Here is a 26819-nt window from a genome sequence, read left to right on the forward strand (position 1 = left end):
TTAGGGTGTGCCGCATGCCCACCGAGCGCTCAGCCTCGTACCAGTTTTCGCGCCGAAACCGCACACAGGTGAGCGCTCACGCTGCCGCCGCCTGGACGAGGACGCGCCGCCGGCCCCTCCAACTGCCGAGCGTCGGGATTCTGACGCGTTTCGGCCAATTTTGCGCCATAAACCCGACGCCCGGCGGGGAGAACTGAGCAAGCACCTCCCGAGCAAAGCGAGGGGATTCCCGCGAGAGCTACATCGAAGCGATGAGCCGCTTCACCCGCTCGTCGACCGACCGGAACGGGTCCTTGCACAGCACCGTGCGCTGCGCTTGATCGTTGAGCTTGAGGTGCACCCAGTCGACGGTGAAGTCGCGGCCGGCCTCCTGGGCGGCGCTGATGAACTCGCCGCGCAGTTTGGCCCTGGTGGTCTGCGGCGGCGTGTTGACGGCCGCCTCGATGTCCTCGTCGGTGGTGATCCGCGCGGCCAGCCCCTTGCGCTGCAGCAGATCGAACACTCCGCGACCGCGCTTGATGTCGTGATAGGCGAGGTCGAGTTGGCTGATCTTCGGGTCGGACAGCTCCATGTTGTAGCGGTCCTGATAGCGCTGGAACAGCTTTCGTTTGATGACCCAGTCGATCTCGGTGTCGACCTTGGCGAAGTCCTGGCTCTCCACGGCGTCGAGCTGGCGTCCCCACAGGTCGACGACCTGTTGGATCTGGGTGTTGGGCTCCCGGCTCTGCAGGTACTCGACGGCGCGGGCGTAGTACTCGCGCTGGATGTCCAGGGCGCTGGCCTGCCTGCCGCCGGCCAGGCGTACCGGGCGCCGGCCGGTCAGGTCGTGGCTGACCTCCCGGATCGCGCGGATCGGGTTGTCCAGCGAGAAGTCGCGGAACGCGATTCCGGCCTCGATCATCTCGAGCACCAGCGACGCTGTGCCCACCTTGAGCATCGTGGTGGCCTCGCACATGTTCGAGTCGCCGACGATGACGTGCAACCTGCGGTACTTCTCGGCGTCGGCGTGCGGTTCGTCGCGGGTGTTGATGATCGGGCGCGACCGGGTGGTGGCCGAGGACACGCCCTCCCAGATGTGCTCGGCGCGCTGACTCAGGCAGAACGTCGCGGCCTTGGGAGTTTGCAGCACCTTGCCCGCACCGCAGATCAACTGGCGGGTGACCAGGAACGGCAGCAGCACGTCGGAGATACGCGAGAACTCTCCGGCTCTGACGATCAGGTAGTTCTCGTGGCAACCGTAGGAGTTGCCCGCGGAGTCGGTGTTGTTCTTGAACAGGTAGATGTCGCCGCCGATGCCCTCGTCGGCCAACCGCTGTTCGGCGTCGATGAGCAGATCCTCGAGCACCCGCTCACCCGCCCGGTCGTGGGTGACCAACTGCGTGAGGCTGTCGCACTCGGCGGTGGCGTACTCGGGGTGGCTGCCCACGTCGAGGTAGAGCCGGGCGCCGTTCCGGAGAAAGACATTCGAACTGCGGCCCCACGACACGACGCGCCGGAACAGGTAGCGCGCCACCTCGTCGGGGCTGAGCCGACGGTGGCCGTGGAACGTGCAGGTGACACCGAATTCGGTCTCGATGCCCATGATCCGTCGCTGCACCTCATCGAGACTACTTGTTGCTCGGCGGTCGCGGTGGGCAAGCCGCGCCGAAGAAGGCAGCGGACATCGGGGTGGACACCCTCCGCGCGGTCCGTAAGGACGGCCACGAGCTTGGCCCTGTGGATAACTTCAGCAGCGCGGACGTCGGTTCTGTCAGCATGAGCCATGGGGGAAATCGTCGAGGTCGACGTGTCGCAGCTGCGCACCGTCGCCCAGAAGGTCATGGCCGCCGCCGACCGGATCGCCGAGATGCGTTGGCCCGAATTGAATCCGGGTGAGCTGCCCGGCGCGGCCGTCGCCGACGTCGCCGCGACAGCGCCCGTCGCGCCCGGGCTCGCCGAGGTCGTCGCCAACATGCGCGGCTGGGCCCTCGCGGCGCGAATCTCCGCGGACGCGTTCGAGCGCGCCGAGCAACGCACCGCCGTCCGCGTCGGACGGTGACGCGGCCGACCATCGGCCAGGCCCAAGCCTGGTCTCCGGGCGCGCTGAGCCGGCTGGCCGACGGGTGGGACCGCAACGCCCGGTCCGTGTGCGTGCACGCCGACGCCCTGGCCGCCGAATTCAGCTTCTGGACCGGTGCCGCCGCCGACACGGCCCGCCACCGCGCGAAAAGCATTGTGGAGACGGCCGATACGCTCTCGCGCGCACTGGTGCTCGCCGCCGCGGCGGCCCGCGACGGCGCCGCCCAGATCGGCGCCGCCCGAGCCGACGTGATGGCCGTGGTCGCCACCGCGCGCGCCGAAGGCTTTTCCGTCGACGACGCCGGGGCGGTCGCGGTGCACGACCCGCCGTCGCCGCTGCTGGTCGCGCTGTCCGGAGGTGCCCCGCCGGTCGCCGTCGAGATGCTCACCCTGCGTGCGGCCGAGCTGACCGGCCAACTCGCTGAGGCACTGGACCGCCTCGAGGCCGCCGACGCCGACGCTGCGGCCGACATCGCCGAGGCCTTCGTGCTGCCTGCCGGTAGTCACGCCGCCGATGCCGACGTCGTCGCCGCATGGCCGGTCACCAGCCAGGACCGGATCGCCGATCAAATCGCGGCCATGACACCCGAGCAGCGGCAGCGGCTGATCGACGACTTCCCCTCGCAGGTGGGCAACACCGACGGCGTGCCGTGGCAGATGCGGGTCGAGGCCAACCGCACCAACGTGGCGCAGGCCGTGCTGCGCGAACCCGACCCGAAGCGGCTCGCGGTGTACCGGGACCTGCTCGGCGAGATCGACGATCCCGCAGGCGGACACGCCCGCCTGGACCGCCAGGTGCTCGCCTTCGACCCCCGCCGTTCATCGCTGGTCGAACTGCACGGCAACGTCGCAACGGCCTCCAGCGTCGCCGTGCTCGTACCGGGGCTGAACACGACGATCACCGGCTCGGCGGCCAACGTCGGGACCGCGCGCAGGTTCGTCTCGGCGACCCGCGGCGACGTCGCCGCCATCACCTATCTCGGCGGGCCGTTTCCGCGTGGCGACAACGTCGTGAGCGGTCTGGCGGCGGCGGCCGACCCGCGCTACGCGCAGGCCATGGCGCCGCGGCTGGTCGCCTTCACCGAAGACGTCGATCGCACGGTGGACTCGACGGGCCGCCGGATCCCCGTCACCGTCGTCGGCCACTCCTACGGCGGGTCGATCGTGGGCACTGCGGAGGCGTTGGGCATGACCTCGGACCGCACGATGTACGTCGCCGCCGCGGGGGCGGGCGTCGGGGTGCATGAGCCCGGTGACTGGCACAACAGAAACCCACATGTGTTGCGCTTCTCCATGACACCGCCCGGCGACCTCATCGCGGCCGTGCAGGGCATCCCGGGCGGCCCGCACGGCGCCGATCCCGACGAGATGGCCGGTGTGATCACGTTGCCCGCCGGCCGGTACGACGACGGGCGCCCAATGGCCGGCCCCAGCGCCCATTCCGACGTGCTGAACGCGCCCTCGGACGCGTGGCGCGCGATCCTCGGGGTCATCACCGGTGATATCGGCAGGGATCGTCCAACCTCACAACAACCGGGATGACATCTGGCCAGAATAAGCCGGTGTGGTCGCGCAGCTCGCCCGTCGACGGGTTCCGGCTCGCCTACGACCGGTTCGGCACCAGGGGCGCGTCGCCGGTGGTACTGCTGCACGGCTGGCCCGGAAACCGCCACGACTATCGCCGGGTGGTGCCTCTGCTCGGGGATGCCGTCGATGTCGTCGTGCCGGACCTGCGGGGGTTCGGCGGCTCGGACAAACACGCGGTTGCGATCCGGCACTTCTACAGCGCCACCGCGCAGGCCGGCAGCATCATCGGCCTGATCAAGGAGCTCGAGCTGTCCGAGGTGGTGCTCGCCGGCTACGACGTCGGCAGCCGCGTCGCGCAGAGCGTCGCTCGCATGCAGCCGGATCTGGTGTGCTCGCTGGTGCTGTCCCCGCCGCTGCCCGGTGCCGGTGACCGCGTCCTGACCGCGAAAGCGCAGAGCGAGTTCTGGTATCAGTCCTTCCACCAGTTGCCGCTGGCGGGCCAGCTGCTCGACGGGAACCCCGATCTGGTCCGCGACTACCTACGGCACTTCTGGACGCATTGGTCAGGGCCGAATTTCGCCGTGTCAGAAGATGATCTGGAACGACTGGTGGCCGACTACGGCCTGCCCGGCGCGTTCACCGCGTCCATCGCGTGGTACCGCGCGGGCGCCGGGATGATCGCCCAGTCGCTCACCGAACTGCCGCCCGAGCGTGCCATCAAGATCCACGTACCCACCGATGTGGTGTGGCCGCACCACGATCCGTTGTTCCCGGCCGCATGGTCGGACCGACTCGGGCACTACTTCAGCGACGTGCACGTGCACTTCGCTTACGACGCGGGACATTTCACGCCGCTGGAATGCCCTGAGCAGTTCGCCGAACTCATCCTCATCCGGGCGCGGCCGACGCCGGCCGCCGGCTGACCTACTCTCCGGCGGGTTCGGAGTCCTGCGGAGTCTCCTCCACCGCGGGCAGCAGCGTCTCCAGGGCGGAGCCGGTGATCCGACGGAACGCGCGCCGTGGCCGATTGGCGTCCAGGATAGCCACCTCGAGTGTCGAGGGACCCAGCACGCGCTGTTCGGTGCCACCGTTACCCGCGGCGTGCAGCGCGTCGATCGCGATCTTCATCGCATCTTCCAGGCCGGCGTTCTCGGTGTAGGAGTCGTTGAGGGCAGCGATGATCGGTTCCGTCGTTCCGCCCATGACGACGAAGTGGGGCTCGTCGGCGATCGACCCGTCATAGGTGATGCGGTACATCTCCGGAGGTTTGGACTCGCCGTAGTGTGCGACCTCCGCGACACACAACTCGACTTCGTAGGGCTTGGCCTGTTCGGTGAAGATGGTGCCCAGTGTCTGGGCGTAGATGTTGGCCAACTGACGTCCGGTGACGTCGCGGCGGGCGTAGGCGTAACCCCTGGTGTCGGCGTACTGGATGCCCCCGCGGCGCAGGTTGTCGAACTCGTTGAACCGCCCGACGGCGGCGAACCCCACCCGGTCGTAGAGCTCGCTCACCTTCTGCAGCGAGCGGGACGGGTTCTCGGCGACGAACAGCACCCCGTCGGCATAGGCCAGCGCCACGACGCTGCGCCCCCTGGCGATACCCTTGCGCGCGAGCTCGGACCGCTCACGCATCGCCTGTTCGGGCGAGATGAAATAGGGAAAGCTCACGAATCTCCCCGCGCATCGGTCGAACGGTGGACAGCGTCCGGGCCGAACGTGTCAGCGCGCGAACGGTTTTCGATCACCAAACGGGCGAACTCGGCGATGCGCTCCTCGGTCACCTCTTCGGCGCCGTCGGCGTCGATGATCACCGCGGTCGGGTAGATACCGCGCACGAGGTCGGGCCCACCGGTCGCCGAATCGTCGTCGGCGGCGTCGTAGAGCGCCTCGATGGCCACCCGCAGCGCCGAATCACCGTCCGTCACTTGCGAATACAGTTTCTTCATCGACGACTTGGCGAAGATGGAGCCCGAGCCCACCGACTGGTAGCCCTCTTCCTCGAAGTTCCAGCCGCCCGCCGCGTCGAAGGACACGATGCGCCCTGCCGCTTGCGGGTTGGGGTCGTCGACGTCGTAGCCGGCGAGCAGCGGCAGCGCGACGAAACCCTGCAGGGCCGCACCGAGGTTGCCGCGCACCATGGTCGCGAGCCGGTTCACCTTGCCTGGGAAGGTCAGAGCGACGCCTTCCAGCTTCTCGTAATGCTCGAGTTCGACGGCGTAGAGGCGGGCGAACTCGACGGCGATGGCCGCCGTCCCGGCGATACCCGTGGCCGTGTAATCGTCGGTGATGTACACCTTCTGCACGTCGCGGCTGGCGATCATGTGGCCCTGGGTGGCGCGGCGGTCACCGGCCATGACCACGCCCCCCGGGAACTTCAGCGCGACGATCGTGGTGCCGTGGGGCGCGAAGTCGGAATGGGCGTCGCCTGCATGGGCGGCGGCCCGGTGGGCGGGTAGAAGTTCGGGCGCCTGGCGGCGCAGGAGTTCAGAGAAGGACGACAGGTCCACGGGAACGGATGGAGCTCCAGGTAGGGGCGAGGGAAAGGCCAGCTGATCGCGGTGCGGCCAGGTCACTGTCCACCCTTCTGGACGTATGCGCGCACGAAGTCCTCGGCGTTCTCCTCGAGGACGTCGTCGATCTCGTCGAGCAGGTCGTCGGTGTCCTCGGCCAGCTTCTCGCGACGCTCCTGCCCGGCGGCCGTGCTGCCGGTGAGGTCGTCGTCCTCGCCGCCACCACCGCCACGCTTGGTCTGCTCCTGAGCCATCGCTGCCTCCTGCGTAAGTTGTCGGCGGGCTCACTGCTGCCCGCCGTGACTCCACATTACCGGTCGCCGCGCTGATTGCCTGCGATAGCGCGCCTAGTTGGTGAGCTGTTCTACCAGTTCCACGGCGCTGTCCACGGAGTCCAGAAGGGCTCCGACGTGCGCCTTACTGCCCCGCAGCGGCTCCAGGGTGGGAATCCGGACCAGCGAATCACCGCCCAAATCGAATATCACCGAGTCCCAACTCGCCGCGGCGATGTCGGCCCCGAAGCGGCGCAGGCACTCACCGCGGAAGTACGCGCGCGTGTCGGTCGGCGGGTTGTCGACCGCGTCCAGCACCTGCTGCTCGGTCACCAGCCGCTTCATCGACCCGCGGGCCACCAGCCGGTTGTAGAGGCCCTTGTCCAGCCGCACGTCGGAGTACTGCAGGTCGACCAGATGCAGCCGCGGCGCCGACCAGCCCAGGTTCTCGCGATGACGGAAACCTTCGAGCAGGCGCAGCTTGGCCGGCCAGTCCAGGATCTCCGCGCACTCCATCGGATCGCGCTCCAGCAGGTCGAGGACTTCGGCCCACATCTTGACGATGTCGGCGGCCCGCGGATCCGGATCACGGCTGTCCACGAGCTTGGCCACCCGGTCGAGATACATCCGTTGCAGCGCAAGGCCGGTCACCTCGCGACCGTCGGCCAGCGCGACGGTGGCGCGCAGCGACGGGTCGCGGCTGATCACGTGCACCGCGTGCACGGGACGGGCCAGCGCGAGATCGCTGAGATCCATCCCCTCTTCGATCAGGTCCAGCACCAGCGCGGTGGTGCCGAGCTTGAGATACGTCGAGGTCTCCGACAGGTTCGCGTCGCCGATGATCACGTGCAGCCTGCGGTACTTGTCGGCGTCGGCGTGCGGCTCGTCGCGGGTGTTGATGATGCCGCGCTTGAGCGTCGTCTCGAGGCCGACCTCCACCTCGATGTAGTCCGAGCGCTGCGACAGCTGGAAGCCCGGCTCGTCGCCGGAGGGACCGATGCCCACACGCCCCGAACCGGTCACGACCTGGCGCGACACCAGGAACGGTGTCAGCCCGGCGATCACCGCGGAGAACGGGGTCTGCCGGCTCATCAGGTAGTTCTCGTGCGACCCGTAGGACGCGCCCTTACCGTCGACGTTGTTCTTGTAGAGCTGCAGTTTCACGGCGCCGGGCACGCTGGCGACGTGCCGCGCGGCGGCCTCCATCACCCGCTCGCCCGCCTTGTCCCAGATCACGGCGTCCAGCGGGTCGGTGCACTCGGGTGCGGAGTACTCCGGGTGGGCGTGGTCGACGTAGAGGCGGGCGCCGTTGGTCAGGATCATGTTCGCCGCGCCGACCTCGTCCGCGTCGACGACCGGCGGCGGCCCCGCCGACCGGCTGAGGTCGAACCCGCGGGCGTCGCGCAGCGGCGATTCCACCTCGTAGTCCCAGCGCGTGCGCTTGGCGCGCTGGATCCCGGCCGCCGCGGCGTACGCGAGCACAGCCTGGGTCGAGGTCAGAATCGGATTCGCGGTCGGGTCGGACGGCGACGAGATGCCGTACTCGACCTCGGTCCCGATAATCCGTTGCATGTCGCCAAGCCTAGGTGACGGCGGAAAGTAGCCTGCGACCGTGCCATCCGATCCGGTCGATCCCGCACCCATCGATGCGGCGCGCCGTCAGGCCGCCGAACGGTGGTTCCTCGTGCACGGCCTGCCCGCGGTGCTGCGGCCCAGCCGTTCGGTGCGCCAACTGTGGTCGCGGTCGGCCCCCGCCCTCGCCGCATTCGCGGTGCTGATGGCCAACACCGTCGCGGTGGTGTCATTGACGGGAAAACACGCGATCGACATCGACGGACGGCCGACACGGGGCGAGTGGTTCGTGCTGGTGCTGCTGATTCTGGTGCTGCCGGTGGCGGCGGCGCTGGGCTGGTGGGTGTCGCGCATCCCTCTCCAGCGGGGTCGCCTCGCGGCCGCGGCGGTCGCTGTCGCCGTCGCGGTGCTGGGCGGTGTGTTCGGCGGCCCGAGCCCGTACCTGCCGAGGAACCTGGTGTGGGTGGCGGTGGCCATCGCGGCGATCCTGGCGCTCACCGCGTCGGGCGTCGGATCGATACTGGGCTGGGCCGCCCGGGTGACTCTCGCGCATCTGAGCGCGGCGGGCTCACTGCTGCTGCGCGCGCTGCCTGTGCTGCTGCTGACGTTCCTGGTGTTCTTCAACTCGCCGGTGTGGCTGATGGCGGCGACGATCTCGCGCACCCGGCTCTGGCTGGCGCTGTCGTTCCTCACCGCGATCGCGGCGGCGTTCGTCGCGTCGGTGATCGTGGACCGGTTGCGCCCCATGGTCAACGACCCCGATCCGGACCCGGGTCACGCCGCAAAGCTGGACGGTACCCCGTTCGCCGACATGCCCGATCCTGCGCGGGTGAAGCCGCTGAGCCGGTCCGAGCGGTGGAACGTGTATTTCGTGCTCGCGGTGTCGCAATTGGCCCACATCCTGGTGGTGGCCACGGTCACCGCACTGTTGTTCCTGGTGTTGGGCCTGATCCTGCTCTCGCCCGAGCTGCTCGCGGCATGGACGCGCAACGGTTCCAGCGACGGGCAAATCCTCGGCATGACGATCCCGGTTCCGGATGCGCTGATCCAGGTGACTTTGTTCCTGGGAGCGTTGACGTTCATGTACGTCAGCGCCCGCGCGGTGGGCGACGACGCCTATCACGACCGGTTCATCGCCCCTCTGCTCGACGATCTGTGGCTCACGCTGACCGCACGCAACCGCTACCGGGCCGCCGTTCCGGCGCGGTGAGCGCCTGCCGGAGCGAATCTCGCGCACAATATGCCCGTGTCGGACATGCGTCGGGTGCACAACTGGTTCCTGCATCGCGGTCTGCCGCTTGTTCTCACGCGACGGGTTCGCTCCGGGGCGCTGATCGAACGTTCGGCCCCGACAGTCAGCGGTGTCGGAGCGGTGATTTCGCTGACGATGTTGCTGGCCGATCTCACCGGCGATGATCCTGACATCGGCTATGCGATCCGGTTGGGAGTGCTGACTGCGCTGTTGGTGGCGGCTCCGTTCGTGTTACATCTCCTGCACCGCATCGGCACCGCGCACAGCGAGGCCGGGCGACGGTCGGCGGCGTTGGTGGTGATGGCGGTGTTCGTGCTGGGACTTCCGTTCGCCGACAGCGGTTTTTCGGGCATCGCGGCTGTCGAGGCGGTGGGGTTCGCGGTCGTCGCCGTGGTCACGATCTGGCTCACCTATCTCGGTATCGGCGCGATCGCGTTGTGGGCGCTGCGGTTCGCCTGGGTGCAACTCGGCGCGCTCGGAACACTGATGAGCCGGGCGCTGCCGCTGCTGATGCTCACCGTCGTCGTGTACTTCACCGGTGAGTTGTGGCAGCTGGCCGCCCGGATGCCACGCCAACGGCTCTGGCAGACAATCGGTTTCCTGGCCCTGGTCGCGCTGATCTTCGTGGTCACCACGATTCGCGACGAAGTTCGGGCCCTGCGCGAAGATCGCGCCGAACAAAACGACCCGGCCACGCTGCTCGAGGGCACACCGCTGGCCGTCGCGCCCGGCACGCGCCTGGAACACACGCCACTTTCGCTGGCCGAACAGGTCAATGTCGTTGCGGTGATGGTGTTTTCCCAGACGATCCAGGTGGTGTTCTTCACGACCGGACTGTTCATATTCTTCCTCGCGCTCGGCATCGTCGCCGTCCCTGACGATGTCGCGGTGCTGTGGGCGTCGGAGCAGTCCTGTCCGGTCGGCGAACCACCCTGTCCGGGAACGTGGTTCGGCGTCAACGTGCCGGTGCCGCAGACCATCGTGCACGTATCGCTTTTCGTCGCCGTGTTGTCGGGGTTGTACTTCACCGTCAGCACCAGCGTGGACCCGTTGTACCGCGAACGCTTCTTCGACCCGCTGATCGCCGATGTGGCGGTCAGCCTGGCCGGCCGCGACGCCTACCGCGCGATGGAGGCCACCAACGAGTAACTGTTCGCGAGATCGTCCTGCGTCACGCAGGCGTCCTCGGTGGCGGTGTCGACCACGAGCGGCGATGTCGGGGTGCGCGCCCGATAGGACCAGCCCTCAGGCAGCGACAGCCTGGCGGCGAGGCCAGGAAGGTCGCTCAGCGTGAGCGACGGGTCCACCGTCTGGCTGAACGTCTGCATGACCCACTGCCTGCCGTCCGGGTCGAAGAGTTCGTAGATCTCGCGGCCCGCATCGAAGGTGAAGACCGCCTTCCGGTCCACCCGGTTCAGCTGATACGGGGCCGGATTCATCGACGCGAGCTTGACGGTGGCTTGCCGCAGCATTTCGATACCACCGAAGCTCTTGCGCTCCAACGTCTCCCGGCCTCTCTTGCCGATGCTGCTCATCAGCCAGTACCGCGGCCCGTTGAGCAGCGTGGCCACAGCGCCGTTCTCCTGGGCGATCGCCTGCGCGTCGAGCGCGTTCCACAAGTCGGCCGGGCAGTCGTTGAGCGGAAACGTGTTGTACACCGTGGCTTCGGCACCCGACGGTGTGGACTTGACGAGCAGCACTTCGCCGTACCGCTTGCCGAAAACACCGTCCGTGACCGACAGCTCGTCCGCAGACATGACGCGACGGTATCCCTCGGCGCGCGCGAGCGTGCGCGAATTGCTGCACAACCGCGGCCCGCCGTGTACAAACACGCCCGCTCGCGGCCGAAAAGGTGAGGTGGGCTACAGGTACTGGCCCAGGTTGGACTCGGTGTCGATCGCCCGGCTGGCCGACGAGCTCTTGCCGGTGACCAACGTGCGGATGTAGACGATCCGCTCGCCCTTCTTGCCTGAGATCCGTGCCCAGTCATCGGGATTGGTGGTGTTGGGCAGATCTTCGTTCTCGGCGAACTCGTCGACGATCGAGTCCAGCAGATGCTGGATCCGCAGACCCTTGCTGCCGGTCTCCAGCACCGACTTGATGGCGTACTTCTTGGCCCGGTCGACGACGTTTTGGATCATCGCACCGGAGTTGAAGTCCTTGAAATACATGACCTCTTTGTCGCCGTTGGCGTAGGTGACCTCGAGGAAGCGGTTGTCGTCGATCTCGGCATACATCCGGTCGACGACCTTCTCGATCATCGCCTTGATCGTCAGCGAGCGGTCGCCGTCGAACTCCGCGAGGTCGTCCTCGTTGACCGGCAGCTCTTCGGTGAGGTACTTGCTGAAGATGTCTTGGGCCGCTTCGGCATCCGGACGCTCGATCTTGATCTTGACGTCCAGGCGGCCGGGCCGCAGGATCGCCGGATCGATCATGTCCTCGCGGTTGGAGGCGCCGATGACGATCACGTTCTCCAGCCCCTCGACGCCGTCGATCTCCGAAAGCAGCTGCGGCACAACCGTCGTCTCCACATCTGAGCTCACACCGGTGCCACGGGTACGGAAGATCGAGTCCATCTCGTCAAAGAACACGATCACCGGGGTGCCCTCGGAGGCCTTCTCCCGCGCGCGCTGGAAGATCAACCGGATGTGACGCTCGGTCTCACCGACGAACTTGTTCAGCAGCTCCGGGCCCTTGATGTTGAGGAAGTAGCTCTTCGCCTCGCGGGCGTCGTCACCACGCACCTCGGCCATCTTCTTGGCCAGCGAGTTGGCCACCGCCTTGGCGATCAGCGTCTTACCGCAGCCGGGCGGACCGTAGAGCAGCACACCCTTGGGCGGGCGCAGCGAGTACTCCCGGTACAGCTCCTTGTGCAGGAACGGCAGTTCGACGGCGTCGCGGATCTGCTCGATCTGGCGGCCCAGGCCGCCGATGTCGTTGTAGCTGACGTCGGGCACCTCTTCGAGCACGAGGTCCTCGACCTCGGCCTTGGGGATGCGCTCGAACGCGTATCCGGCCTTGGTGTCGACCAGCAGCGAGTCCCCCGGGCGCAGCTTGCGGGGACGGCTGTCGTCGTTCAGGTCGTCGTCGTAGCGCTCCGGCAGGTCCTCGGCCGCAACCAGCGGCTCGGCGAGCCAGACGATGCGCTCCTCATCGGCATGCCCGACCACCAGCGCGCGGTGTCCGTCGGACAGAATCTCGCGCAGTGTGCTGATCTCGCCGACCGCCTCGAAGTTGCCGGCCTCCACGACCGTCAGGGCCTCGTTGAGGCGGACAGTCTGGCCCTGCTTGAGCAACTTGGTGTCGATGTTCGGCGAGCACGTCAGCCGCATCTTGCGCCCGGACGTGAACACGTCGACGGTGTCGTCGTCCTGGACGCCGAGCAGCACTCCGTATCCGCTCGGCGGCTGGCCCAGTCGGTCGACCTCCTCGCGCAACGCGAGCAGCTGCTGACGGGCCTCCTTGAGGGTCTCCATCAGCTTGGTGTTGCGGGCGGCGAGGGAGTCGATGCGCGCCTCGAGCTGGTGAACATCTCGGGCGCTGCGCAACCCACTCTGGGGCCCGACCGCGTTCTCCAACTGCTCTCGCAAGACGGCAGCCTCCCGGCGGAGCTCCTCGAGCTCGGCCGCGTCCTCACTGGACAGGCCGGATCCTCGGGCGTCAAAACCCTCTGCGAAAGCGTCAGAACGGTCTGATTCACTCATATTGCGCCCCTCCCCGCACCGAAAGTTGGTGCAGTAACAACTTCAAAGCTACCGGCGATTCAGCCTTTGTGTGCGGTGTAGCAATTCGACACACCTGCACCACTGTTAACCTCTCTGATGTGTTGGTCCGATCGAAAGGAAAATCGTGACCCTGAAAGCCCTCGTTACCGGCGTCGCAGCGGTTGCTGTTGTCGGCGGTGCTGCGGCAGGTGTGACGTCCATTGCATCCTCCAACGTAGCCGCCGCACCGACCGTCACCCCGGTCGTTTGGGACATCCCGATGCCGCAGGCCCCGGCTCCCGAACTCGAAGGCGCGCTTTTGCAGACGCTGCAGGCGCTCGGCACGTCCGGCACGGCCGCCAGCAAAGCGCCGTACATCCAGGGTGGCATCGGGCGCATCGAGAGCCGCGTTGCCGACACCAAGCTTCGTGAGGCGGCCGCCGAAGGCAAGTTCCCGTTGAGCTTCTCGGTGGCCAACATCGACCAGAATGGCCCCGTCGTGTCGGCCGATGTCACCGCGACCGCCGCCACCGGCGGCACGGCCAGCCAGAACATCCAGTTCGTGCTCGGCCCGAGCCCGACCGGCTGGCAGATGGCCAAGCAGTCGCTGATGGCGCTGCTGTCCGCCGTCGGCTAGGAGCCCGGTGCGCCGCACCGACCGTTTCGCAGTCCTGAGCGCCGTCGCGTTAGCGGCGGCGCTCGGGCTTTGCGGATGTGGCGCCGACGAACCGGCAACCGAATCCCCCGCGGCGACCGAGCCGCCGGTCGCCACGTCGCCGACGGTGCAGCCGCCGGACCCGGGGGCGACGAGCGCACCCCTGCCGCCTCCTGAGGCGCTCACCGACGTGCTGGCGCGCATCGCCGACGCCAATGTTCCCGGAGCCGAGAAGCTCCACCTGATCGAGGACGCCACCGCGGCCGACGGTGAAGCGATGGACAAGTTCGCCGTCGCGCTGCGCGACGGCGGCTACGCACCGGCGACGTTCGAGGCGAAAGATCTGATGTGGTCCGACGGCGCCGACGGTGTCGTTCAGGCGATCGTCACCGTGCGGACCGCCAACCCGGCGGCGGGCGAGTTCACGTTCCCGATGCAGTTCCGCTTCGCCGACAACCATTGGCAGCTGACCCGTTCGACGACCGATGCGCTGTTGCAGCTCGGTCCGGCCCCAACGCCGACACCGACGCCGTGAGCCGCCGATGTGGATCGGTTGGCTCGAATTCGACCTGCTGCTCGGCGACGTGCGCTCGCTCAAGCAGAAGCGCTCGGCGATCCGGCCGGTGATCGCCGAACTGCATCGCCGATTCGCCCTCTCGGCCGCCGAAACCGGCGCCCAGGAACTGCACCGGCGGGCCAACGTCGGGGTGGCTCTGGTGGCCGCCGACCGTGGGCATGTCGTCGAGGTGCTCGACGCCGCTGAACGTCTGGTGGCCGCGCGCCCGGAGTTCGAGCTGCTGTCGGCCCGGCGCGGGTTGCGGCGCAGCACCGACGACTGACAATCGCGCCCTAACGGGTTGATCGCCCTCACCTGGTGCGTGCAATCAACCGATCAAGGTCAGCTGCCGAGTTGCCGTTTACGCCGCAGCGGCATCGGCGCCACCGCGCCCGGCGCCAGCTTGCGCGCGCAGACCAAGAACGCCGTATGGCCGCGCATCGTATGTTGCGGACGCACCGCCAGACCGACGACGTGCCAGTAGCGCTGCATGCTCTCCCAGGCCCGAGGCTCGGTCCAGCACTGCTGCTCGCGCAGTGCCTCCACCACTCGCGACAACTGCGTGACGGTCGCGACGTAGACCATCAGCACGCCTCCAGCAACCAGTGCATCGGCGACCGTGCCCAACACCTCCCATGGAGCGAGCATGTCGAGGACGACGCGGTCGACCTCCGGACCGCTGTAGGTGGTCAGGTCGGCGACCACGAGCTCCCAGTTCGCCGGGGCCTCACCGAAAAAGGTCGCGACATTGCGCTCTGCGTGGTGAGCGTGGTCCTCGCGGACCTCGTAGGAGATCACCCGTCCCTCGGGGCCGACGGCCCGCAGCAGCGAGCACGTCAGCGCGCCGGAGCCGGCACCGGCCTCCAACACCCGGGCGCCGGGGAAGATGTCGCCCTCGTGCACGATCTGGGCGGCGTCCTTGGGGTAGACGACCTGGGCGCCGCGCGGCATCGACATCACGTAGTCGACGAGCAGCGGCCGCAGCACCAGAAACTGGTCGCCGTTGGTGGATTTGACCACACTGCCCTCGGGCAGCCCGATCACGGAGTCGAGGGCGATGACGCCGCGATGGGTGTGGAACTCCCCGCCGGGCGTCAACAGCATCGTGTAGTGACGACCCTTGGCGTCGGTGAGCTGCACCCGATCGCCGACGGCGAACGGACCGGTCCTTGGCACAGTCGTTCAGCCTGCCAGTAGACGCGCCGCCGTGGGTACCGGGGTTGTCGGACACCGGTCTTAGGCTGGCGCTATGAACGACCGGAGCGAGCAGAAGCTGCGGCGCCCGGCGCTGTCGCCCTCACGGGCCGCCGACTTCAAGCAGTGCCCGCTGCTGTACCGCTTCCGCGCGATCGACCGGCTGCCCGAGCCGTCGTCCGCCGCCCAGGTCCGCGGTTCGGTGGTGCACGCGGCGCTCGAGCAGCTGTACGCGCTGCCGCCCGCCCAGCGCCGTCCGGAAACTGCGATGACGCTTGTCGAGCCGGCCTGGGACCGCATCGTCGCCGACCACCCTGACATCGCCGACGAGTTCGCCCCCGAGGTGCGGACCACGCTGCTGATGGAGGCGCGCGACCTGCTGGCCGGCTACTACCGGCTCGAGGATCCCACCCGTTTCGACCCGCAGAGTTGTGAACAGCGCGTCGAGGTCGAACTCGCGGACGGGACGCTGCTGCGCGGCTTCGTCGATCGCATCGACGTCGCCCCGACGGGTGAGCTGCGGGTGGTCGACTACAAGACCGGCAAGGCGCCGCCCGAGGCGCGGGCGCTCGCGGAGTTCAAGGCCATGTTCCAGATGAAGTTCTACGCGGTGGCGCTGCTGCGCTCGCGTGGCGTGCTGCCTGCGCGGCTGCGGCTGCTGTACCTGGCCGACGGTCAGATCCTCGACTACACCCCGGACCTCGACGAACTGATGAGGTTCGAGAAGACCCTGACCGCCATCTGGCGGGCAATCCAGAACGCCGGAGCCACCGGTGATTTCCGCCCGAAGCCGTCGGCGATGTGCGACTGGTGCGCCCACCATGCGCACTGCCCGGTGTTCGGCGGCACCCCGCCGCCGTATCCGGGTTGGCCGGATTCACCCGACGAGGGATCGCCGACCGCCGAGGACATCGTGCTGCGGGCTGCGGAGCCTGCGGCGTGATCGCCCGAAGGCCGGAACGAGCGGGAGCCGAGGCGTGATCGATTGCCATTACCGCCGAATCGGTACCGACAACGAATTCGAGGTCTTCAAGTCCACAGACGGCACCCGCAGCAACTGGAATCCCGAAATCCAGCACGGCTCACCGCCGTTGGCGCTGATGACCAAGCACATCGAGGAGCTGGCCGGCGACTCGGGACTGCGCATCGGGCGTTTGACTCTGGACATCCTGGGGGCGATTCCCGTCGAACAGCTGCGGGTCCGGGCTTGGGTGGAACGCCCGGGCGCGCGAATATCGCTTATGGCCGCCGAGATGCTCCACACCCGGCCCGACGGCACACGGCGGGCGGTGGCCCGCGTGACGGCATGGTTGTTGGCGACCAGCGACACCGCCGACGCGGCCACCGACCGCTATCCCCCACTCATCGAGGGCACCGCCGTGGAGGTGCCCCACGGCTGGGTCGGCGCGAAAGGCTACCTGGAGACGGTGAGCTGGCGGCGCCAACCCGAGACCGGCGAGACCGGACACGTGGTGTGGATGAGTCCGCTTGTCGCGCTTGTTGATTCGGAGCCGACAACCGCGCTACAGCGGCTCGCGATGGTCGTGGACAGCGCCAACGGTGCAGGTGCGGCGTTGGACCCGGAGTCGTTCGTGTTCATGAACACCGACACCGCCGTGCATCTGCACCGCCTGCCAACAGGTAGCGACTTCGCGGTTCGTGCCCGTGGCTCGATCGGCCCCGACGGCATCGGGGTGACCACGGCCGAACTCTTCGATCGGCAGGGCTTCATCGGCACCTCGGCGCAGACCCTGCTGGTGCAACGCCGCCCGTGACCGTCGACCTCCAGTGGCAGTTCGAACTCGTGTGGGCGCTGGCCGACCTGCACTTGGCCGCCCTCGCCGATGACGACTTCCTCTGGGAGCCCGCCGAGGTGACGTGGACGGTACGGCCGGATGCGGACGGTGTGTGGCGTGCGGACTGGTCCGCCACGGAACCCCAGCCCATCCCGGCGCCGACGATCGCGTGGCTCACGTGGCACGTCGACTGGTGGTGGTCGAGCGCGATCGATCATCTGACCGGCGAAGCACCGCGGGAGCCCGGCGTCGTCACCTGGCCGGGTGAGGGCGCCGCCGCCGTCGCCCGCCTGCGTCACCTCGCCGACCGCTGGCGAGAGGTGTTGACCGGCGTCGACCCGAACGCCCCCTCGGCGTACCCGTGGGGCGAGGACTCGGGCCACACCGTCGCGCGCACCGCGCTGTGGGTGAACGTCGAATTGACCAAGAACACCGCCGAGATCGGCCAGTTGCGCCTGATACGCGCGGCACACAGGTCGAAGGTCGGGTAGTTCTACCTACCCCCGCCGTCGGCTGCGCCTGCAGGCTGGCGGCATGGACACACCTACCACCTCGCGGACCACCGCCGCCTACTTCCTGCAAGCCGCAATCGCTTTCGGCGTCAGCCTGCTCGGACTGGTCGGCGGGATCTTGTTCCTTCCCCTGGACTCCTGGCAGCGGCTGTTCCTGGGCATGACGGCGCTGTTTCTGGTCACCAGTTCGTTCACCCTGGCCAAGGTGATCCGCGACCAACAGGAAGCCGCCACCATCCGGGTGAGGCTTGATGAGGCCCGGCTCGAGAAACTGATCGCCGAACACAACCCCTTCAGCGCGAGCTGAGCAATATGTCCTTGCGTCTATATAGATAGAATGTAATACTAGCCGCATGGACGTCTTCGAAGCGGTCGCCGAGCCGAGTCGTCGCGCACTGCTCGACCAGCTCGTCGACGGTGAACGCACCGCGGGTGAACTGGTCGCGAGTCTGCCTGGACTGACCCAGCCGACGGTGTCCCGGCATCTGCGGGTGCTGCGGGAAGTCGGCCTGGTGGAGGTGCGGCCCGACGCGCAGCGCCGCATCTATGCGCTTCGCGCCGACGGACTGATGGCGATCGACGATTGGATCGCGCGTTACCGCCGCATCTGGACCGACCACCTCGCCGCACTGGAGCGTCATCTGGAAGCAAAGCACGGGAGCGGCGATGACTGACCGCAACGGCCGGTTGACCATCGACGGCGAGCGCGCCGTCCTGACGTTCGAACGCCGACTGCCCTATCCGATCGAGGCGGTCTGGTCGGCGATCGCCGACCCCGATGAACGCCGAGAGTGGTTCGGCGCGACGACGATCGAACCGCGGCAAGGCGGGACGATCGAGATGGTGCCCATCGGACCGCCGCTACCTCCGGACCGGATGCGCATGACCGGGCGCATTCTGGTGTGGGATCCGCCGCACGTCCTCGAGCACGAGTGGCGTCAGCCCATCGTCGAGGACAGCACCGTGCGCTACGAACTGACTCCCGACGGCACCGGCACCCTGCTGAAGTTCACCCATCGGGGATTAGGCGTGCGCAACGCCGGCGGGTTCCTCGGCGGAACCCACGCCTACCTGGATCGGCTGCAGGCATACCTGGAACACGCACCGCTACCGGACTGGCTGCGCAGGCGCGCAGAGATCAACAGCACGCAGACAGGATGAGTTGACATGACGCACAACGGATCTGACATCGCCGCACCTGCCGTCGCGGTTGCCTACCACTCGGGTTTCGGGCACACCGCGACACTCGCCGAAGCCGTGGCCGCGGGAGCGCGCGAGGCGGGCGCGGTCGTGGCAACCGTTGCCGTCGACCGGATGACCGACGCCGACTGGGACGTTCTGGATTCGGCCGACGGCATCGTGTTCGGGAGCGCGACCTATATGGGCAACGTGTCCGCGGCGTTCCAGGGCTTCGCCGAGTCGACCGGGCGGCGTTGTTTCACCGGCGCGTGGCGCGACAAGGTCGCGGCCGGGTTCACCAATTCCGGCGGTAAAAGCGGCGACAAGTTGAACACGTTGGTGTCGCTGGCGGTGTTCGCCGCGCAGCACCACATGCACTGGGTCAGCCTCGGTCTGCCTCCGGGCTGGAACCATTCGAAGGCGAGCGAGAACGACCTCAACCGGCTCGGCTTCTTTCTCGGCGCCGGCGCGCAGACCGACGTCGACGCCGACCCCGACGGGGTCCACGCCGCCGATGTAGCCACCCACCGTCACCTCGGTCACCGGTTCGCTTTGGTGACCCGGCAATTCATCGTCGGCCGCTCGGTCACGGCAGCGGCGCCATCGCCTGCGGCGTCGTAGGCTATGCCCGTTCCCCGCGCGGGAACGCGGTAAAGAACGCGTACGAGGGGTCCTGCTCGTCCATGCGCCCCTCGGCCAGGTTGCCGGACACCGGGTTCTTGACATCGCTCGCGAGCGGCGCCGAGAACTCGTGTGTCCAGTCGGCCACGCATTTGCGGTGGGCGAACTTCCACCGATCCTCCCGCTTTGAGTAGCGGTCGAGATAACGGCCGCCGGTGATCAGCACATACCCGACACCAGCACGCTCGGCGCGGTGGTAGGCGACCACGTAGGCCTCCCCTTCGGCGGTATCGGATCCGGTGATTCGGATGAGGTGATTCGTGACGTTGTGCTGAAGCGTCGCCAGTCCGCCGAGTAAGTCTCCGATCGAGTCGATGAACTCCTCGGCGGTGTTCGTCGCGTTGAGGCCGTGCTCGTCGTGGGCGCCTTTCTCGTACAGAGATTCAGCCAGTGCGACGTCGCCGCGATCCATCGCGCGACAGTAGTTAAGGACGAGATCGCGGATCTCGTCCTTGGCGATCAGTGCATCGAGATTCGGCAGCGCGGTGGGCATGCGTCGACGATATTCGATAGTCCGCCTAGGTCAGGGGCGTCATCTCCTGCAGCATCGTAGGCACCAACTCGCTGACGGTCGGATGGATGTGCATCGTGCGCGAGATCGCAGTGTAGGCAACCCCAGCGGTCATGATGTCGAGTATCGAGTGGATAACCTCGTCACCGCCGACGCCGAGGATCGCCGCACCCAGAATCTGCTCGGTCTCGGCGTCGACGACCACCTTCATGAAGCCTTGCGTCTCCCCTTTTTCCACCGCGCGGCCGACCCGCGTCATCGGACGCTTGCCGACCAACGCTTTTCGACCCGACTCGCGCACCTGCGCCTCGGTCAGACCGGCGCGCCCCAGCGGAGGGTCGATGTAAAGCGCATACGTCGTGATGCGGTCGCTGACCCGGCGCGGGTCGTCGTCGAGCAGGTTCGCCGCGACGATCTCGAAGTCGTTGTACGACGTGTGCGTGAACGCCCCCTTACCGTTGCAGTCGCCCATGGCCCAGATGTGTTCGACGTTGGTGCGCAATCGATCGTCGACGGCGATGTAACCGCGGGCGTCGGTTTCGACCCCGGCGTTCTCGAGCCCCAGGTCGTCGGTGTTGGGGGTGCGCCCGACCGCGATGAGCAGATGAGTACCTGCGATGGGTGCCGCACCGTCGCTCGGGATGACCTCGAAACCGCTGTCGGTCTTGGTGAATCGGATCGCGTCGGCGTCGAGGGCGATATCGATGCCCTCGGCCTCCAGGATGTCTTTGACCGCGGCCGAAACGTCCTCATCCTCACGTGATGTCAGCCGCGGCCCCTTCTCGATCACGGTGACCCCGGCTCCGAAGCGACGGTACATCTGCGCGAACTCCAGTGCGATGTAGCTGCCGCCGATGATGACGAGATGTTCGGGCACCGTATCGAGTTCGAGAATGCCGACGTTGGTCAGGTAGTCGATGTCGGCCAGCCCGGGCATGTCGGGTGCGACGGCGCGACCGCCGACGTTGAGGAAGATCTTGTCCGCGTGCAGCACTCGGTTGTCGACGCGGATCGTGTGCGGATCGGAGAAGCGTGCGTGGCCGCGGATGAACGTGCATCCGTCCATGCCTTCGAGCCAGGACTCGACGCCGTCGCGGTCATCGAGCACGATCTTGTCCTTGCGCGCCTTGACCTTTGTCATATCGACGCCGATATCGCCTGTGCTGACACCGTATTCGGCACCGCGGCGGGCCAGATGGGCGGCGTGCGCGCTGGCGACCAGGGTCTTGGTCGGGATACATCCGTAGTTCACGCATGTCCCGCCGACGAGTTTGCGTTCGATGACCGCGACCTTCTGCCCCGCCTGCGTGAGCCGGCCCGCCAACGGTGGCCCGGCCTGCCCCGCACCGACGATGATCGCGTCGAATCGTTCTGTCACGGTGGGCCGTTCACACCAGGCTGACCAGGAACACGATCAGGAAGCCGCCACCCACGGCGACGATGTCTTCGAGGATCGCGCCAGGGCGGTCCTGGCCGTTGCGCAGGTCGGCGAACCGCTGACGTGCCGCCGCGCCGCCCATCGTGCCGAGCACCGCGCCGATGACACCCGCGCCGAGCGCACTGAACGTGTGAAAGTACGCACTGCCGATCACCGCGCCGGCGAAGGCGCCCATGATCAGGCGCGTGATGAACTGGGGAGCCGTCTTACGGCTGGGGGTTTTCGGCAGCTGATCGGTGACCAACTCGACGAGCAGAAAGATGGTCAACACGGTGACGGTGATCGGATGTGCCATCCACTCCGACCATTTCCCGTCCACGTCGATCCACCCCAGCAGTGCGCCCCAGGACACCACCGCCGGTGCGGTCAGTGCGCGTAGGCCGGCGATGACGCCGATCAATAGTGCGAGTACCAGAATCAGGACCTGTGTCATGGCGACCTCCGGCCGGCGTTATGGACCTCCGGACGCTAACACGCAGGCCGGAAGGGTTCGCGCTGAATCACAGGCGACAGAATCGGATGTCAGAAGCCAGTATCGCCTTGGCACCGATGGCGGCGAGTTCGTCCATGATCTTGTTGACGTCGCGGCGGGGCACCAGAGCGCGCACCGCCGCCCACGCCGGGTCGGCGAGCGGAGCGATTGTCGGCGACTCCAGGCCGGGGGTCACCGCGACCGCACGGTCGAGAACGCTGCGCGGGCAATCGTAATCGAGCATCAGGTACTGCTGGCCGCGAACCACGCCCTGCACACGGGCCACCAGTTGGGCGCCGGTGGGGCTGTCCGGCGCGCCGTCCCGCTCGATCAGCACCGCCTCGGAATCACACAGGGAATCGCCGAACGGCACCAGGTTGTGCAGTCCCAGCGTTCGTCCGGAGCCCACCACATCGGCGATCGCGTCGGCGACGCCGAGCTGCACGGAGATCTCCACCGCGCCGTCGAGCCGGATCACCGTCGCCTCAATGCCGTGCGCGGCCAGGTCTTTTCGCACCAGGTTCGGGAACGCGGTCGCGATCCGCTTTCCCGCGAGATCCTCGACCCGCCAATCGCGCCCGGCCGGGGCCGCATACCGGAACGACGACGAGCCGAAGCCCAGCGCCAACCGCTCCCGCACCGGCGCATCCGATTCGGCGGCCAGATCGCGGCCGGTAATCCCGAAGTCGAGTTGCCCCGAGCCGACATAGATCGCAATGTCTTTGGGGCGCAGGAAGAAGAACTCGACGTTGTTGGCCGGGTCGATGACCGTCAGGTCTTTTTGGTCGGTGCGGCGCCGGTAGCCGGCTTCGGACAGGACCTCGCTGGCGGGTTCGGAGAGTGTGCCCTTGTTGGGGACGGCGACGCGAAGCATGCGATTTACAGCTTCCGGTAGACGTCGTCGAGGGTGAGTCCGCGAGCGATCATCAGCACCTGTGTCCAGTACAGGAGCTGGCTGATCTCTTCGGTGAGCGCGTCATCGCTCTCGTGTTCGGCCGCCAGCCACACCTCGCCGGCTTCCTCGAGGATCTTCTTGCCGATCCCGTGCACGCCGCCGTCCAGTGCGGCGACGGTGCCGCTACCGGCGGGGCGGGTCCGGGCGCGTTCGCTGAGCTCCGCGAACAGGGCGTCGAAGGTCTTCACGGCACGCGATTGTGTCACGCTCGCACCCGTCGGGTCACGCCGGTTTGCCCGACCCCGGTCACGTACGCGCCATGTGCAGTGCGGCGCGGTGGCTGAACAACAGCGACGCCCCGATCGGGTTTCCTCCACCGGGGTAGGTCTCCCCCGAGACGGCCGCCATCGTGTTCCCCGCCGCATACAGACCCGCGATGGGCCGGTCGGAGGTGTCCAGGACGCGGGCGTCGGTGTCGGTGCGCAGCCCGCCCTTGGTGCCGAGGTCGGATATGCCGAAGGCCGCCGCGCGGTAGGGCGGGGTATCGATCGGCACCAGCGGCGACGCGCCGCCGGTGAAGGCCCGGTCGAACGATTCGCGGCCGCGACCGAAGTCCTCGTCGACACCCCGCGCCGCGAACTCGTTGAAACGGCGCACGGTGTCTTCCAATTGTGTTGCCGGAACGCCGATCTGACCGGCGAGTGCGGCCAGCGTGTCGGCCTGCACCCACAGACCCTCGGCGAAGTACTGTTCGGTCGGCGAGAAGGAGACGTTGGTGGCCATCACGGGCGGTTGTTCGCCGGTTCGGCTGTCGTAGACCATCCAGTACCGCGACCCGACCGTGCCGTCGCGCATCGCGCGCAGGATCGCGCGCCCCAACCGGTCGTAGGCCGCCGACTCGTTGGCGAAGCGGCGGCCGGAACGGTCGACGAAGATGCCGCCGGTGAAGCACAGCGCGAACGCGGCGCGGCCGTCCGGATGGATCAGCCCCGGCGACCACCACGCCTGGTCCATCAGGTCCACGTCGGCCCCGACGGCGATCGCCGCCCGATGGGCCAGTCCGGTGTTGGCCGGGGCGCCCATGGTGTCGCGAGCGCTTCCGGGGACGCCGAATTCGGCCCGCATGTCGGCGTTCTGTTCGAAACCGCCCGTGGCGAGCAGCACGCCGCGCCGCGCCGTGATCGTGCGTCGCTCGCCGTCGTGCTCCACGACCGCTCCGACGATGCGACCTCCCTCGACGACCAACTCGACCAGGCTCGTGGACAGATGCGCCGTCACCGCCGGGTTGTCGGCCATCGCCCACAGAAACCGTCCGACCAGCGCCCGCCCGCCGGTGAGCAGATCGGGCTGCGGCGCCCCGAGGCGCTCATGGTCCAGCGGCCCACGAACCAGGCCCGCGAACCGGCCGAGGCGCTCGTCGGGCACCGCCTTGGAGACGATGTGGCGCATGCCGTCGGTGCGGGCCCCGGCCGCCGAACTGTAGTAGTCGGGCCACGGCAGGATCTTGAACGCGAAGTGCTCGTCGCGTTCGAGGTAGTCGATCAGCGCGGCACCGCCGCGGACGTAGGTCTCCTGAAGTGCCGCGGGTGTGCGGTCGCCGACAACCTCGCGGTAGTAACGCAGCGCGTCGGAGATCGTGTCGTCGCATCCGGCGCGGGTGAGCACCGCATTGCACGGGTACCACATGCCGCCGCCTCCGGAGTAGGCGAAGGTGCCGCCGAACCGGTCGCTCGCCTCCACGATTGCGACCGAGAGTCCTTCCCGCGCAGCGGTATAGGCTCCGGCCAGTGCCCCGGCAGAGCCGGCGACGACGACGACCGACTCGTCGATGCCGCTCAGACGGTTTCCTGCTGCGATGCGACCTCGTTGCCCATGTCCTCGAGGTGTTTACCCTTGGTCTCGGCGACGAACTTCCACACGAACAGCAACGACAGCACCGCGCAGATCGCGTAGAAGCCGTAGGCGATGCCGAGCGAGAAGTCACCGAGTGCGGGGAACGACGCGGTGATCGCACAGTTGGCGAGCCACTGCGCTGCGGCGGCCAGACCCAGCGCGGCGCCGCGGATGCGGTTCGGGAACATCTCACCGAGCAGCACCCAGACCACCGGACCCCACGACATGCCGAACGACACCACGAACAGGTTCGCGGCCACCAGTGCAATCGGACCGGCGATGCCCTCCAGGCTCGGCTGGCCGTCGACCACCGGCGCCGTGCCGAAGATGACCGCCATCGTGCCGAGGGTGATCGCCATACCCGTCGACCCGACCAACAACAACGGCTTGCGTCCGACCTTGTCGATCAGCGCGATCGCGATCAGCGTGGTGACGATGTTGGTCACCGACGTGATCACGGTGATCAGGAACGCCTGCTGCTCCCCGAACCCGACGGCCTCCCACAGCACGTTCGAGTAGTAGAAGATCACGTTGATGCCGACGAACTGCTGGAACACCGACAGCAGCACACCCACCCAGACGATGCCGTAGAGCCCTCCGGTCGGCTTGCGCAGATCGCGCCACGACGGCGGCTTCTCCGACTTCAGCGATTCCTTGATGCGCGTGATCGTCAGCTCGAGGTTCTTCTCCCCCAGCAACTTCGTCAGCACCCGCCGCGCCTCCGGAATCCGGTATGTGGCAACGAGATAACGCGGTGATTCGGGGATCGTGAACGCCAGCACGCCGTAGACCACGGCGGGTACCGCCATCACGAGGAACATCCAGCGCCAGGCTGCCATCCCCAACCAGAGTTCCTCGCGCGATCCGCCGGCCAGGCGGGCCAGCAGCGCATCGATCGCCAGCGAGATGAAAATGCCGGAGACGATGGCCAGCTGTTGCAGCGAGCCCAACCTGCCCCGGATCCGCGGTGGCGAGGTTTCGGCGATGTAGGCCGGTGCGATGACCGAAGCCACGCCGACGCCGATACCGCCCACGATGCGAAAAATCGTGAACATCCAGACGTTTGTGGCCAGGCCGGTGCCGAAGGCGCTGATGAAGAAAAGCAGCGCGGCGACCTTCATCACCGACAGCCGGCCGATCTTGTCGGCGAGACGTCCGGCGACCAGCGCACCCAACGCGGCGCCGATCAGGGCCGCCGCCACGGCCACGCCCGTAACCGCCTTGCTGATCTGGAAATGGTCCTCGACCGCCGCAACCGCGCCGTTGATGACCGCGCTGTCGTAGCCGAACAGCAGGCCGCCGAGCGCCGCGACGGACGCGATGAGAACGACGCGACCGCTGTGCTCGGATTCCTCGTAATCCACCGCCGTCGAGGAGTCACCTGCGGGTCCGTGAGTCATGTGAGACCTTTCCACAGCGCGTGATGGATGTCACATTCAATCACAGACCGGTGCTCAGGCGGTGCGTTCTCCCGGCCTGGTCACCAGTTCGGAATGGACCTGGTGGAGGTCCGCGGCACGCAACCCGGCGAGCGAGGAAGCGTGGTGTCGACGTGGCCCCTCGGGTACCGCTACGTCGTTGGGTACCACCAGCACCGGGCATCCGGCACGTTCGGCGGCCGCCGAGCCGGTGACGGAGTCTTCGACCGCCAGACACGCCACCGGATCGAAACCCAGCAGTGTGGCCGCGCGTTCGTATACGTCGGGTGCGGGTTTGCCGCGGGCAACCTCGTCACCGCAGACGGTCACCGAAAAGTAGTGCGAACCAATGCTGTTCAGCGCCTTGTCGGTCAGTGCGCGCAGAGTGTTGGTAACGAGCGCCATCGGGATTTCTTCTGCGGCAAGCTCATCGAGTAATTCTTGGGCACCGTCACACCACTCCAGGCCGCCGTCGAACAGCTCGGCGGTGTAGTCGTGCAGCCATCGGTTCGATTCGGCCATCGCGCGCGGATCCTGCTCGAGTCCGAGGTCGGTGTACACGGTCCGGATGGTGTCCTCGGCCGAGCCGCCGACCAGCACCTCGCGCACCTGTGGGGTCAGCTCGCCCCCGAGTTCGGCGTAGAGCGCCCCCAACGAGACGTCCCACAGCTTTTCCGAATCGACAAGGGTGCCATCCATATCGAAGAGGACGGCGCGCAGCACC

Annotated in this window: 31 protein-coding genes; 15 read left to right on the top strand and 16 right to left on the bottom strand. The window is 67.6% G+C overall.

What is annotated here, in order from left to right:
• Nucleotides 1-238 precede the first annotated feature (238 nt).
• The gene (gene pafA / locus AU192_RS01565; RefSeq protein WP_094286531.1) at nucleotides 239-1597 is read right to left on the bottom strand and encodes a Pup--protein ligase; all 1359 of its coding nucleotides are present in this window, start codon (nucleotides 1595-1597) and stop codon (nucleotides 239-241) included.
• A 165-nt stretch (nucleotides 1598-1762) separates the two neighbouring features.
• Here pafA and AU192_RS01570 point away from each other — a divergent pair, with 165 nt between their 5' ends.
• The 3 genes from AU192_RS01570 to AU192_RS01580 are packed head-to-tail and all read left to right on the top strand — an operon-like array spanning nucleotide 1763 to nucleotide 4508.
• A complete protein-coding gene (locus tag AU192_RS01570; RefSeq protein ID WP_064393938.1) occupies nucleotides 1763-2038 on the top strand; it encodes a DUF7162 family protein in 276 nt (91 codons plus the stop codon).
• Complete coding sequence (locus AU192_RS01575; RefSeq protein ID WP_064393939.1) at nucleotides 2035-3600, top strand: alpha/beta hydrolase; 1566 nt, start codon at nucleotides 2035-2037, stop codon at nucleotides 3598-3600. Before AU192_RS01570 ends, AU192_RS01575 begins: the two co-directional genes overlap by 4 nt.
• A complete protein-coding gene (locus tag AU192_RS01580) occupies nucleotides 3597-4508 on the top strand; it encodes an alpha/beta fold hydrolase (RefSeq protein ID WP_064393940.1) in 912 nt (303 codons plus the stop codon). The genes AU192_RS01575 and AU192_RS01580 overlap by 4 nt, the downstream gene beginning before the upstream one ends.
• A gap of 1 nt (nucleotide 4509) precedes the next feature.
• On the opposite strand, the gene prcA is transcribed toward AU192_RS01580, so the two are convergent.
• From prcA to dop, 4 genes are all read right to left on the bottom strand, one after another.
• The gene (prcA, locus tag AU192_RS01585; RefSeq protein WP_064393941.1) at nucleotides 4510-5253 is read right to left on the bottom strand and encodes a proteasome subunit alpha; all 744 of its coding nucleotides are present in this window, start codon (nucleotides 5251-5253) and stop codon (nucleotides 4510-4512) included.
• Nucleotides 5250-6158 (bottom strand): proteasome subunit beta, encoded by a 909-nt coding sequence (gene prcB / locus AU192_RS01590; protein WP_064393942.1) that lies wholly within the window; start codon nucleotides 6156-6158, stop codon nucleotides 5250-5252. Before prcB ends, prcA begins: the two co-directional genes overlap by 4 nt.
• Nucleotides 6155-6349 (bottom strand): ubiquitin-like protein Pup, encoded by a 195-nt coding sequence (locus AU192_RS01595; RefSeq protein ID WP_064393943.1) that lies wholly within the window; start codon nucleotides 6347-6349, stop codon nucleotides 6155-6157. The genes prcB and AU192_RS01595 overlap by 4 nt, the downstream gene beginning before the upstream one ends.
• Before the next feature lie 93 nt (nucleotides 6350-6442).
• The gene (gene dop / locus AU192_RS01600; RefSeq protein WP_064350045.1) at nucleotides 6443-7939 is read right to left on the bottom strand and encodes a pup deamidase/depupylase; all 1497 of its coding nucleotides are present in this window, start codon (nucleotides 7937-7939) and stop codon (nucleotides 6443-6445) included.
• A gap of 40 nt (nucleotides 7940-7979) precedes the next feature.
• Between dop and AU192_RS01605 the strand changes: the two genes are divergently transcribed.
• Both AU192_RS01605 and AU192_RS01610 read left to right on the top strand, forming a co-directional pair.
• A complete protein-coding gene (locus AU192_RS01605; RefSeq protein ID WP_242656879.1) occupies nucleotides 7980-9149 on the top strand; it encodes a hypothetical protein in 1170 nt (389 codons plus the stop codon).
• Between the two features lie 30 nt (nucleotides 9150-9179).
• Entirely contained in the window at nucleotides 9180-10340 is a 1161-nt protein-coding gene (locus tag AU192_RS01610; RefSeq protein ID WP_064393944.1) for a hypothetical protein, read from the top strand.
• Here AU192_RS01610 and AU192_RS01615 read toward each other — a convergent pair.
• Nucleotides 10310-10948 (bottom strand): hypothetical protein, encoded by a 639-nt coding sequence (locus AU192_RS01615; RefSeq protein ID WP_064394183.1) that lies wholly within the window; start codon nucleotides 10946-10948, stop codon nucleotides 10310-10312. The genes AU192_RS01610 and AU192_RS01615 overlap by 31 nt on opposite strands.
• A 105-nt stretch (nucleotides 10949-11053) precedes the next feature.
• A complete protein-coding gene (gene arc / locus AU192_RS01620; RefSeq protein ID WP_064393945.1) occupies nucleotides 11054-12895 on the bottom strand; it encodes a proteasome ATPase in 1842 nt (613 codons plus the stop codon).
• A 145-nt stretch (nucleotides 12896-13040) separates the two neighbouring features.
• Here arc and AU192_RS01625 point away from each other — a divergent pair, with 145 nt between their 5' ends.
• From AU192_RS01625 to AU192_RS01635, 3 genes are read left to right on the top strand one after another with little or no spacing between them, the layout of a single operon-like run.
• Nucleotides 13041-13532: an MTB12 family secreted protein gene (locus AU192_RS01625; RefSeq protein WP_064393946.1), complete on the top strand. Its 492-nt coding sequence runs from the start codon at nucleotides 13041-13043 to the stop codon at nucleotides 13530-13532.
• Between the two features lie 7 nt (nucleotides 13533-13539).
• Entirely contained in the window at nucleotides 13540-14085 is a 546-nt protein-coding gene (lppK, locus tag AU192_RS01630) for a lipoprotein LppK (protein ID WP_064393947.1), read from the top strand.
• Nucleotides 14086-14092: 7 nt separating this feature from the next.
• Nucleotides 14093-14389, top strand: a complete 297-nt coding sequence (locus tag AU192_RS01635) for a DUF503 domain-containing protein (RefSeq protein WP_064393948.1) — start codon at nucleotides 14093-14095, stop codon at nucleotides 14387-14389.
• Between the two features lie 59 nt (nucleotides 14390-14448).
• Here AU192_RS01635 and AU192_RS01640 read toward each other — a convergent pair whose 3' ends face one another.
• On the bottom strand, nucleotides 14449-15282 hold the full coding sequence (locus tag AU192_RS01640; protein WP_064393949.1) for a tRNA (adenine-N1)-methyltransferase: 834 nt from the start codon (nucleotides 15280-15282) through the stop codon (nucleotides 14449-14451).
• A 73-nt stretch (nucleotides 15283-15355) separates the two neighbouring features.
• Between AU192_RS01640 and AU192_RS01645 the strand changes: the two genes are divergently transcribed.
• From AU192_RS01645 to AU192_RS01675, 7 genes are read left to right on the top strand one after another with little or no spacing between them, the layout of a single operon-like run.
• A complete protein-coding gene (locus AU192_RS01645) occupies nucleotides 15356-16243 on the top strand; it encodes a RecB family exonuclease (RefSeq protein ID WP_064393950.1) in 888 nt (295 codons plus the stop codon).
• A 34-nt stretch (nucleotides 16244-16277) separates the two neighbouring features.
• Complete coding sequence (locus AU192_RS01650; protein WP_064393951.1) at nucleotides 16278-17075, top strand: thioesterase family protein; 798 nt, start codon at nucleotides 16278-16280, stop codon at nucleotides 17073-17075.
• Nucleotides 17072-17587, top strand: coding sequence for a DinB family protein (locus tag AU192_RS01655; protein WP_064393952.1), 516 nt, complete (start codon nucleotides 17072-17074; stop codon nucleotides 17585-17587). Before AU192_RS01650 ends, AU192_RS01655 begins: the two co-directional genes overlap by 4 nt.
• Nucleotides 17588-17630: 43 nt before the next feature.
• Nucleotides 17631-17915: a YiaA/YiaB family inner membrane protein gene (locus tag AU192_RS01660; RefSeq protein ID WP_064393953.1), complete on the top strand. Its 285-nt coding sequence runs from the start codon at nucleotides 17631-17633 to the stop codon at nucleotides 17913-17915.
• A gap of 46 nt (nucleotides 17916-17961) precedes the next feature.
• Nucleotides 17962-18282, top strand: a complete 321-nt coding sequence (locus tag AU192_RS01665; RefSeq protein ID WP_064393954.1) for an ArsR/SmtB family transcription factor — start codon at nucleotides 17962-17964, stop codon at nucleotides 18280-18282.
• The gene (locus tag AU192_RS01670) at nucleotides 18275-18769 is read left to right on the top strand and encodes an SRPBCC family protein (protein WP_064393955.1); all 495 of its coding nucleotides are present in this window, start codon (nucleotides 18275-18277) and stop codon (nucleotides 18767-18769) included. The genes AU192_RS01665 and AU192_RS01670 overlap by 8 nt, the downstream gene beginning before the upstream one ends.
• Before the next feature lie 6 nt (nucleotides 18770-18775).
• Entirely contained in the window at nucleotides 18776-19408 is a 633-nt protein-coding gene (locus tag AU192_RS01675; protein ID WP_064393956.1) for a flavodoxin family protein, read from the top strand.
• A 1-nt stretch (nucleotide 19409) separates the two neighbouring features.
• Here AU192_RS01675 and AU192_RS01680 read toward each other — a convergent pair whose 3' ends face one another.
• From AU192_RS01680 to AU192_RS01715, 8 genes are all read right to left on the bottom strand, one after another.
• On the bottom strand, nucleotides 19410-19961 hold the full coding sequence (locus AU192_RS01680; RefSeq protein WP_064393957.1) for a nuclear transport factor 2 family protein: 552 nt from the start codon (nucleotides 19959-19961) through the stop codon (nucleotides 19410-19412).
• A gap of 25 nt (nucleotides 19962-19986) precedes the next feature.
• Nucleotides 19987-21357: an FAD-containing oxidoreductase gene (locus tag AU192_RS01685; protein WP_064393958.1), complete on the bottom strand. Its 1371-nt coding sequence runs from the start codon at nucleotides 21355-21357 to the stop codon at nucleotides 19987-19989.
• A 10-nt stretch (nucleotides 21358-21367) separates the two neighbouring features.
• Nucleotides 21368-21850 carry a DUF4126 family protein gene (locus tag AU192_RS01690; protein ID WP_064393959.1) on the bottom strand — a complete coding sequence of 161 codons (483 nt, stop codon included), beginning with the start codon at nucleotides 21848-21850 and terminating at the stop codon, nucleotides 21368-21370.
• A gap of 67 nt (nucleotides 21851-21917) precedes the next feature.
• A complete protein-coding gene (hisG, locus tag AU192_RS01695; RefSeq protein WP_064393960.1) occupies nucleotides 21918-22763 on the bottom strand; it encodes an ATP phosphoribosyltransferase in 846 nt (281 codons plus the stop codon).
• Nucleotides 22764-22768: 5 nt separating this feature from the next.
• Nucleotides 22769-23050, bottom strand: a complete 282-nt coding sequence (locus tag AU192_RS01700; protein ID WP_064393961.1) for a phosphoribosyl-ATP diphosphatase — start codon at nucleotides 23048-23050, stop codon at nucleotides 22769-22771.
• A gap of 40 nt (nucleotides 23051-23090) precedes the next feature.
• Entirely contained in the window at nucleotides 23091-24623 is a 1533-nt protein-coding gene (locus AU192_RS01705; protein ID WP_064393962.1) for an FAD-binding protein, read from the bottom strand.
• Complete coding sequence (locus tag AU192_RS01710) at nucleotides 24620-26077, bottom strand: sugar porter family MFS transporter (protein ID WP_064393963.1); 1458 nt, start codon at nucleotides 26075-26077, stop codon at nucleotides 24620-24622. Before AU192_RS01710 ends, AU192_RS01705 begins: the two co-directional genes overlap by 4 nt.
• A 54-nt stretch (nucleotides 26078-26131) precedes the next feature.
• A complete protein-coding gene (locus AU192_RS01715) occupies nucleotides 26132-26815 on the bottom strand; it encodes an HAD family hydrolase (protein ID WP_064394184.1) in 684 nt (227 codons plus the stop codon).
• Between the last annotated feature and the right edge of the window lie 4 nt (nucleotides 26816-26819).

Source organism: Mycobacterium lehmannii (assembly GCF_001499925.1).
GTDB lineage: Bacteria > Actinomycetota > Actinomycetes > Mycobacteriales > Mycobacteriaceae > Mycobacterium > Mycobacterium lehmannii.

Excerpts from the sequence above, each read along its gene's own strand:
- AU192_RS01570 (WP_064393938.1), top strand. The coding sequence starts at position 1,763 with ATGGGGGAAATCGTCGAGGTCGACGTGTCGCAGCTGCGCACCGTCGCC.
- AU192_RS01580 (WP_064393940.1), top strand. The coding sequence starts at position 3,597 with ATGACATCTGGCCAGAATAAGCCGGTGTGGTCGCGCAGCTCGCCCGTC.
- AU192_RS01595 (WP_064393943.1), bottom strand. The coding sequence starts at position 6,349 with ATGGCTCAGGAGCAGACCAAGCGTGGCGGTGGTGGCGGCGAGGACGAC.
- dop (WP_064350045.1), bottom strand. The coding sequence starts at position 7,939 with ATGCAACGGATTATCGGGACCGAGGTCGAGTACGGCATCTCGTCGCCG.
- AU192_RS01610 (WP_064393944.1), top strand. The coding sequence starts at position 9,180 with ATGCCCGTGTCGGACATGCGTCGGGTGCACAACTGGTTCCTGCATCGC.
- AU192_RS01615 (WP_064394183.1), bottom strand. The coding sequence starts at position 10,948 with ATGTCTGCGGACGAGCTGTCGGTCACGGACGGTGTTTTCGGCAAGCGG.
- arc (WP_064393945.1), bottom strand. The coding sequence starts at position 12,895 with ATGAGTGAATCAGACCGTTCTGACGCTTTCGCAGAGGGTTTTGACGCC.
- AU192_RS01635 (WP_064393948.1), top strand. The coding sequence starts at position 14,093 with ATGTGGATCGGTTGGCTCGAATTCGACCTGCTGCTCGGCGACGTGCGC.
- AU192_RS01645 (WP_064393950.1), top strand. The coding sequence starts at position 15,356 with ATGAACGACCGGAGCGAGCAGAAGCTGCGGCGCCCGGCGCTGTCGCCC.
- AU192_RS01660 (WP_064393953.1), top strand. The coding sequence starts at position 17,631 with ATGGACACACCTACCACCTCGCGGACCACCGCCGCCTACTTCCTGCAA.
- AU192_RS01665 (WP_064393954.1), top strand. The coding sequence starts at position 17,962 with ATGGACGTCTTCGAAGCGGTCGCCGAGCCGAGTCGTCGCGCACTGCTC.
- AU192_RS01670 (WP_064393955.1), top strand. The coding sequence starts at position 18,275 with ATGACTGACCGCAACGGCCGGTTGACCATCGACGGCGAGCGCGCCGTC.
- AU192_RS01675 (WP_064393956.1), top strand. The coding sequence starts at position 18,776 with ATGACGCACAACGGATCTGACATCGCCGCACCTGCCGTCGCGGTTGCC.
- AU192_RS01680 (WP_064393957.1), bottom strand. The coding sequence starts at position 19,961 with ATGCCCACCGCGCTGCCGAATCTCGATGCACTGATCGCCAAGGACGAG.
- AU192_RS01690 (WP_064393959.1), bottom strand. The coding sequence starts at position 21,850 with ATGACACAGGTCCTGATTCTGGTACTCGCACTATTGATCGGCGTCATC.
- hisG (WP_064393960.1), bottom strand. The coding sequence starts at position 22,763 with ATGCTTCGCGTCGCCGTCCCCAACAAGGGCACACTCTCCGAACCCGCC.
- AU192_RS01710 (WP_064393963.1), bottom strand. The coding sequence starts at position 26,077 with ATGACTCACGGACCCGCAGGTGACTCCTCGACGGCGGTGGATTACGAG.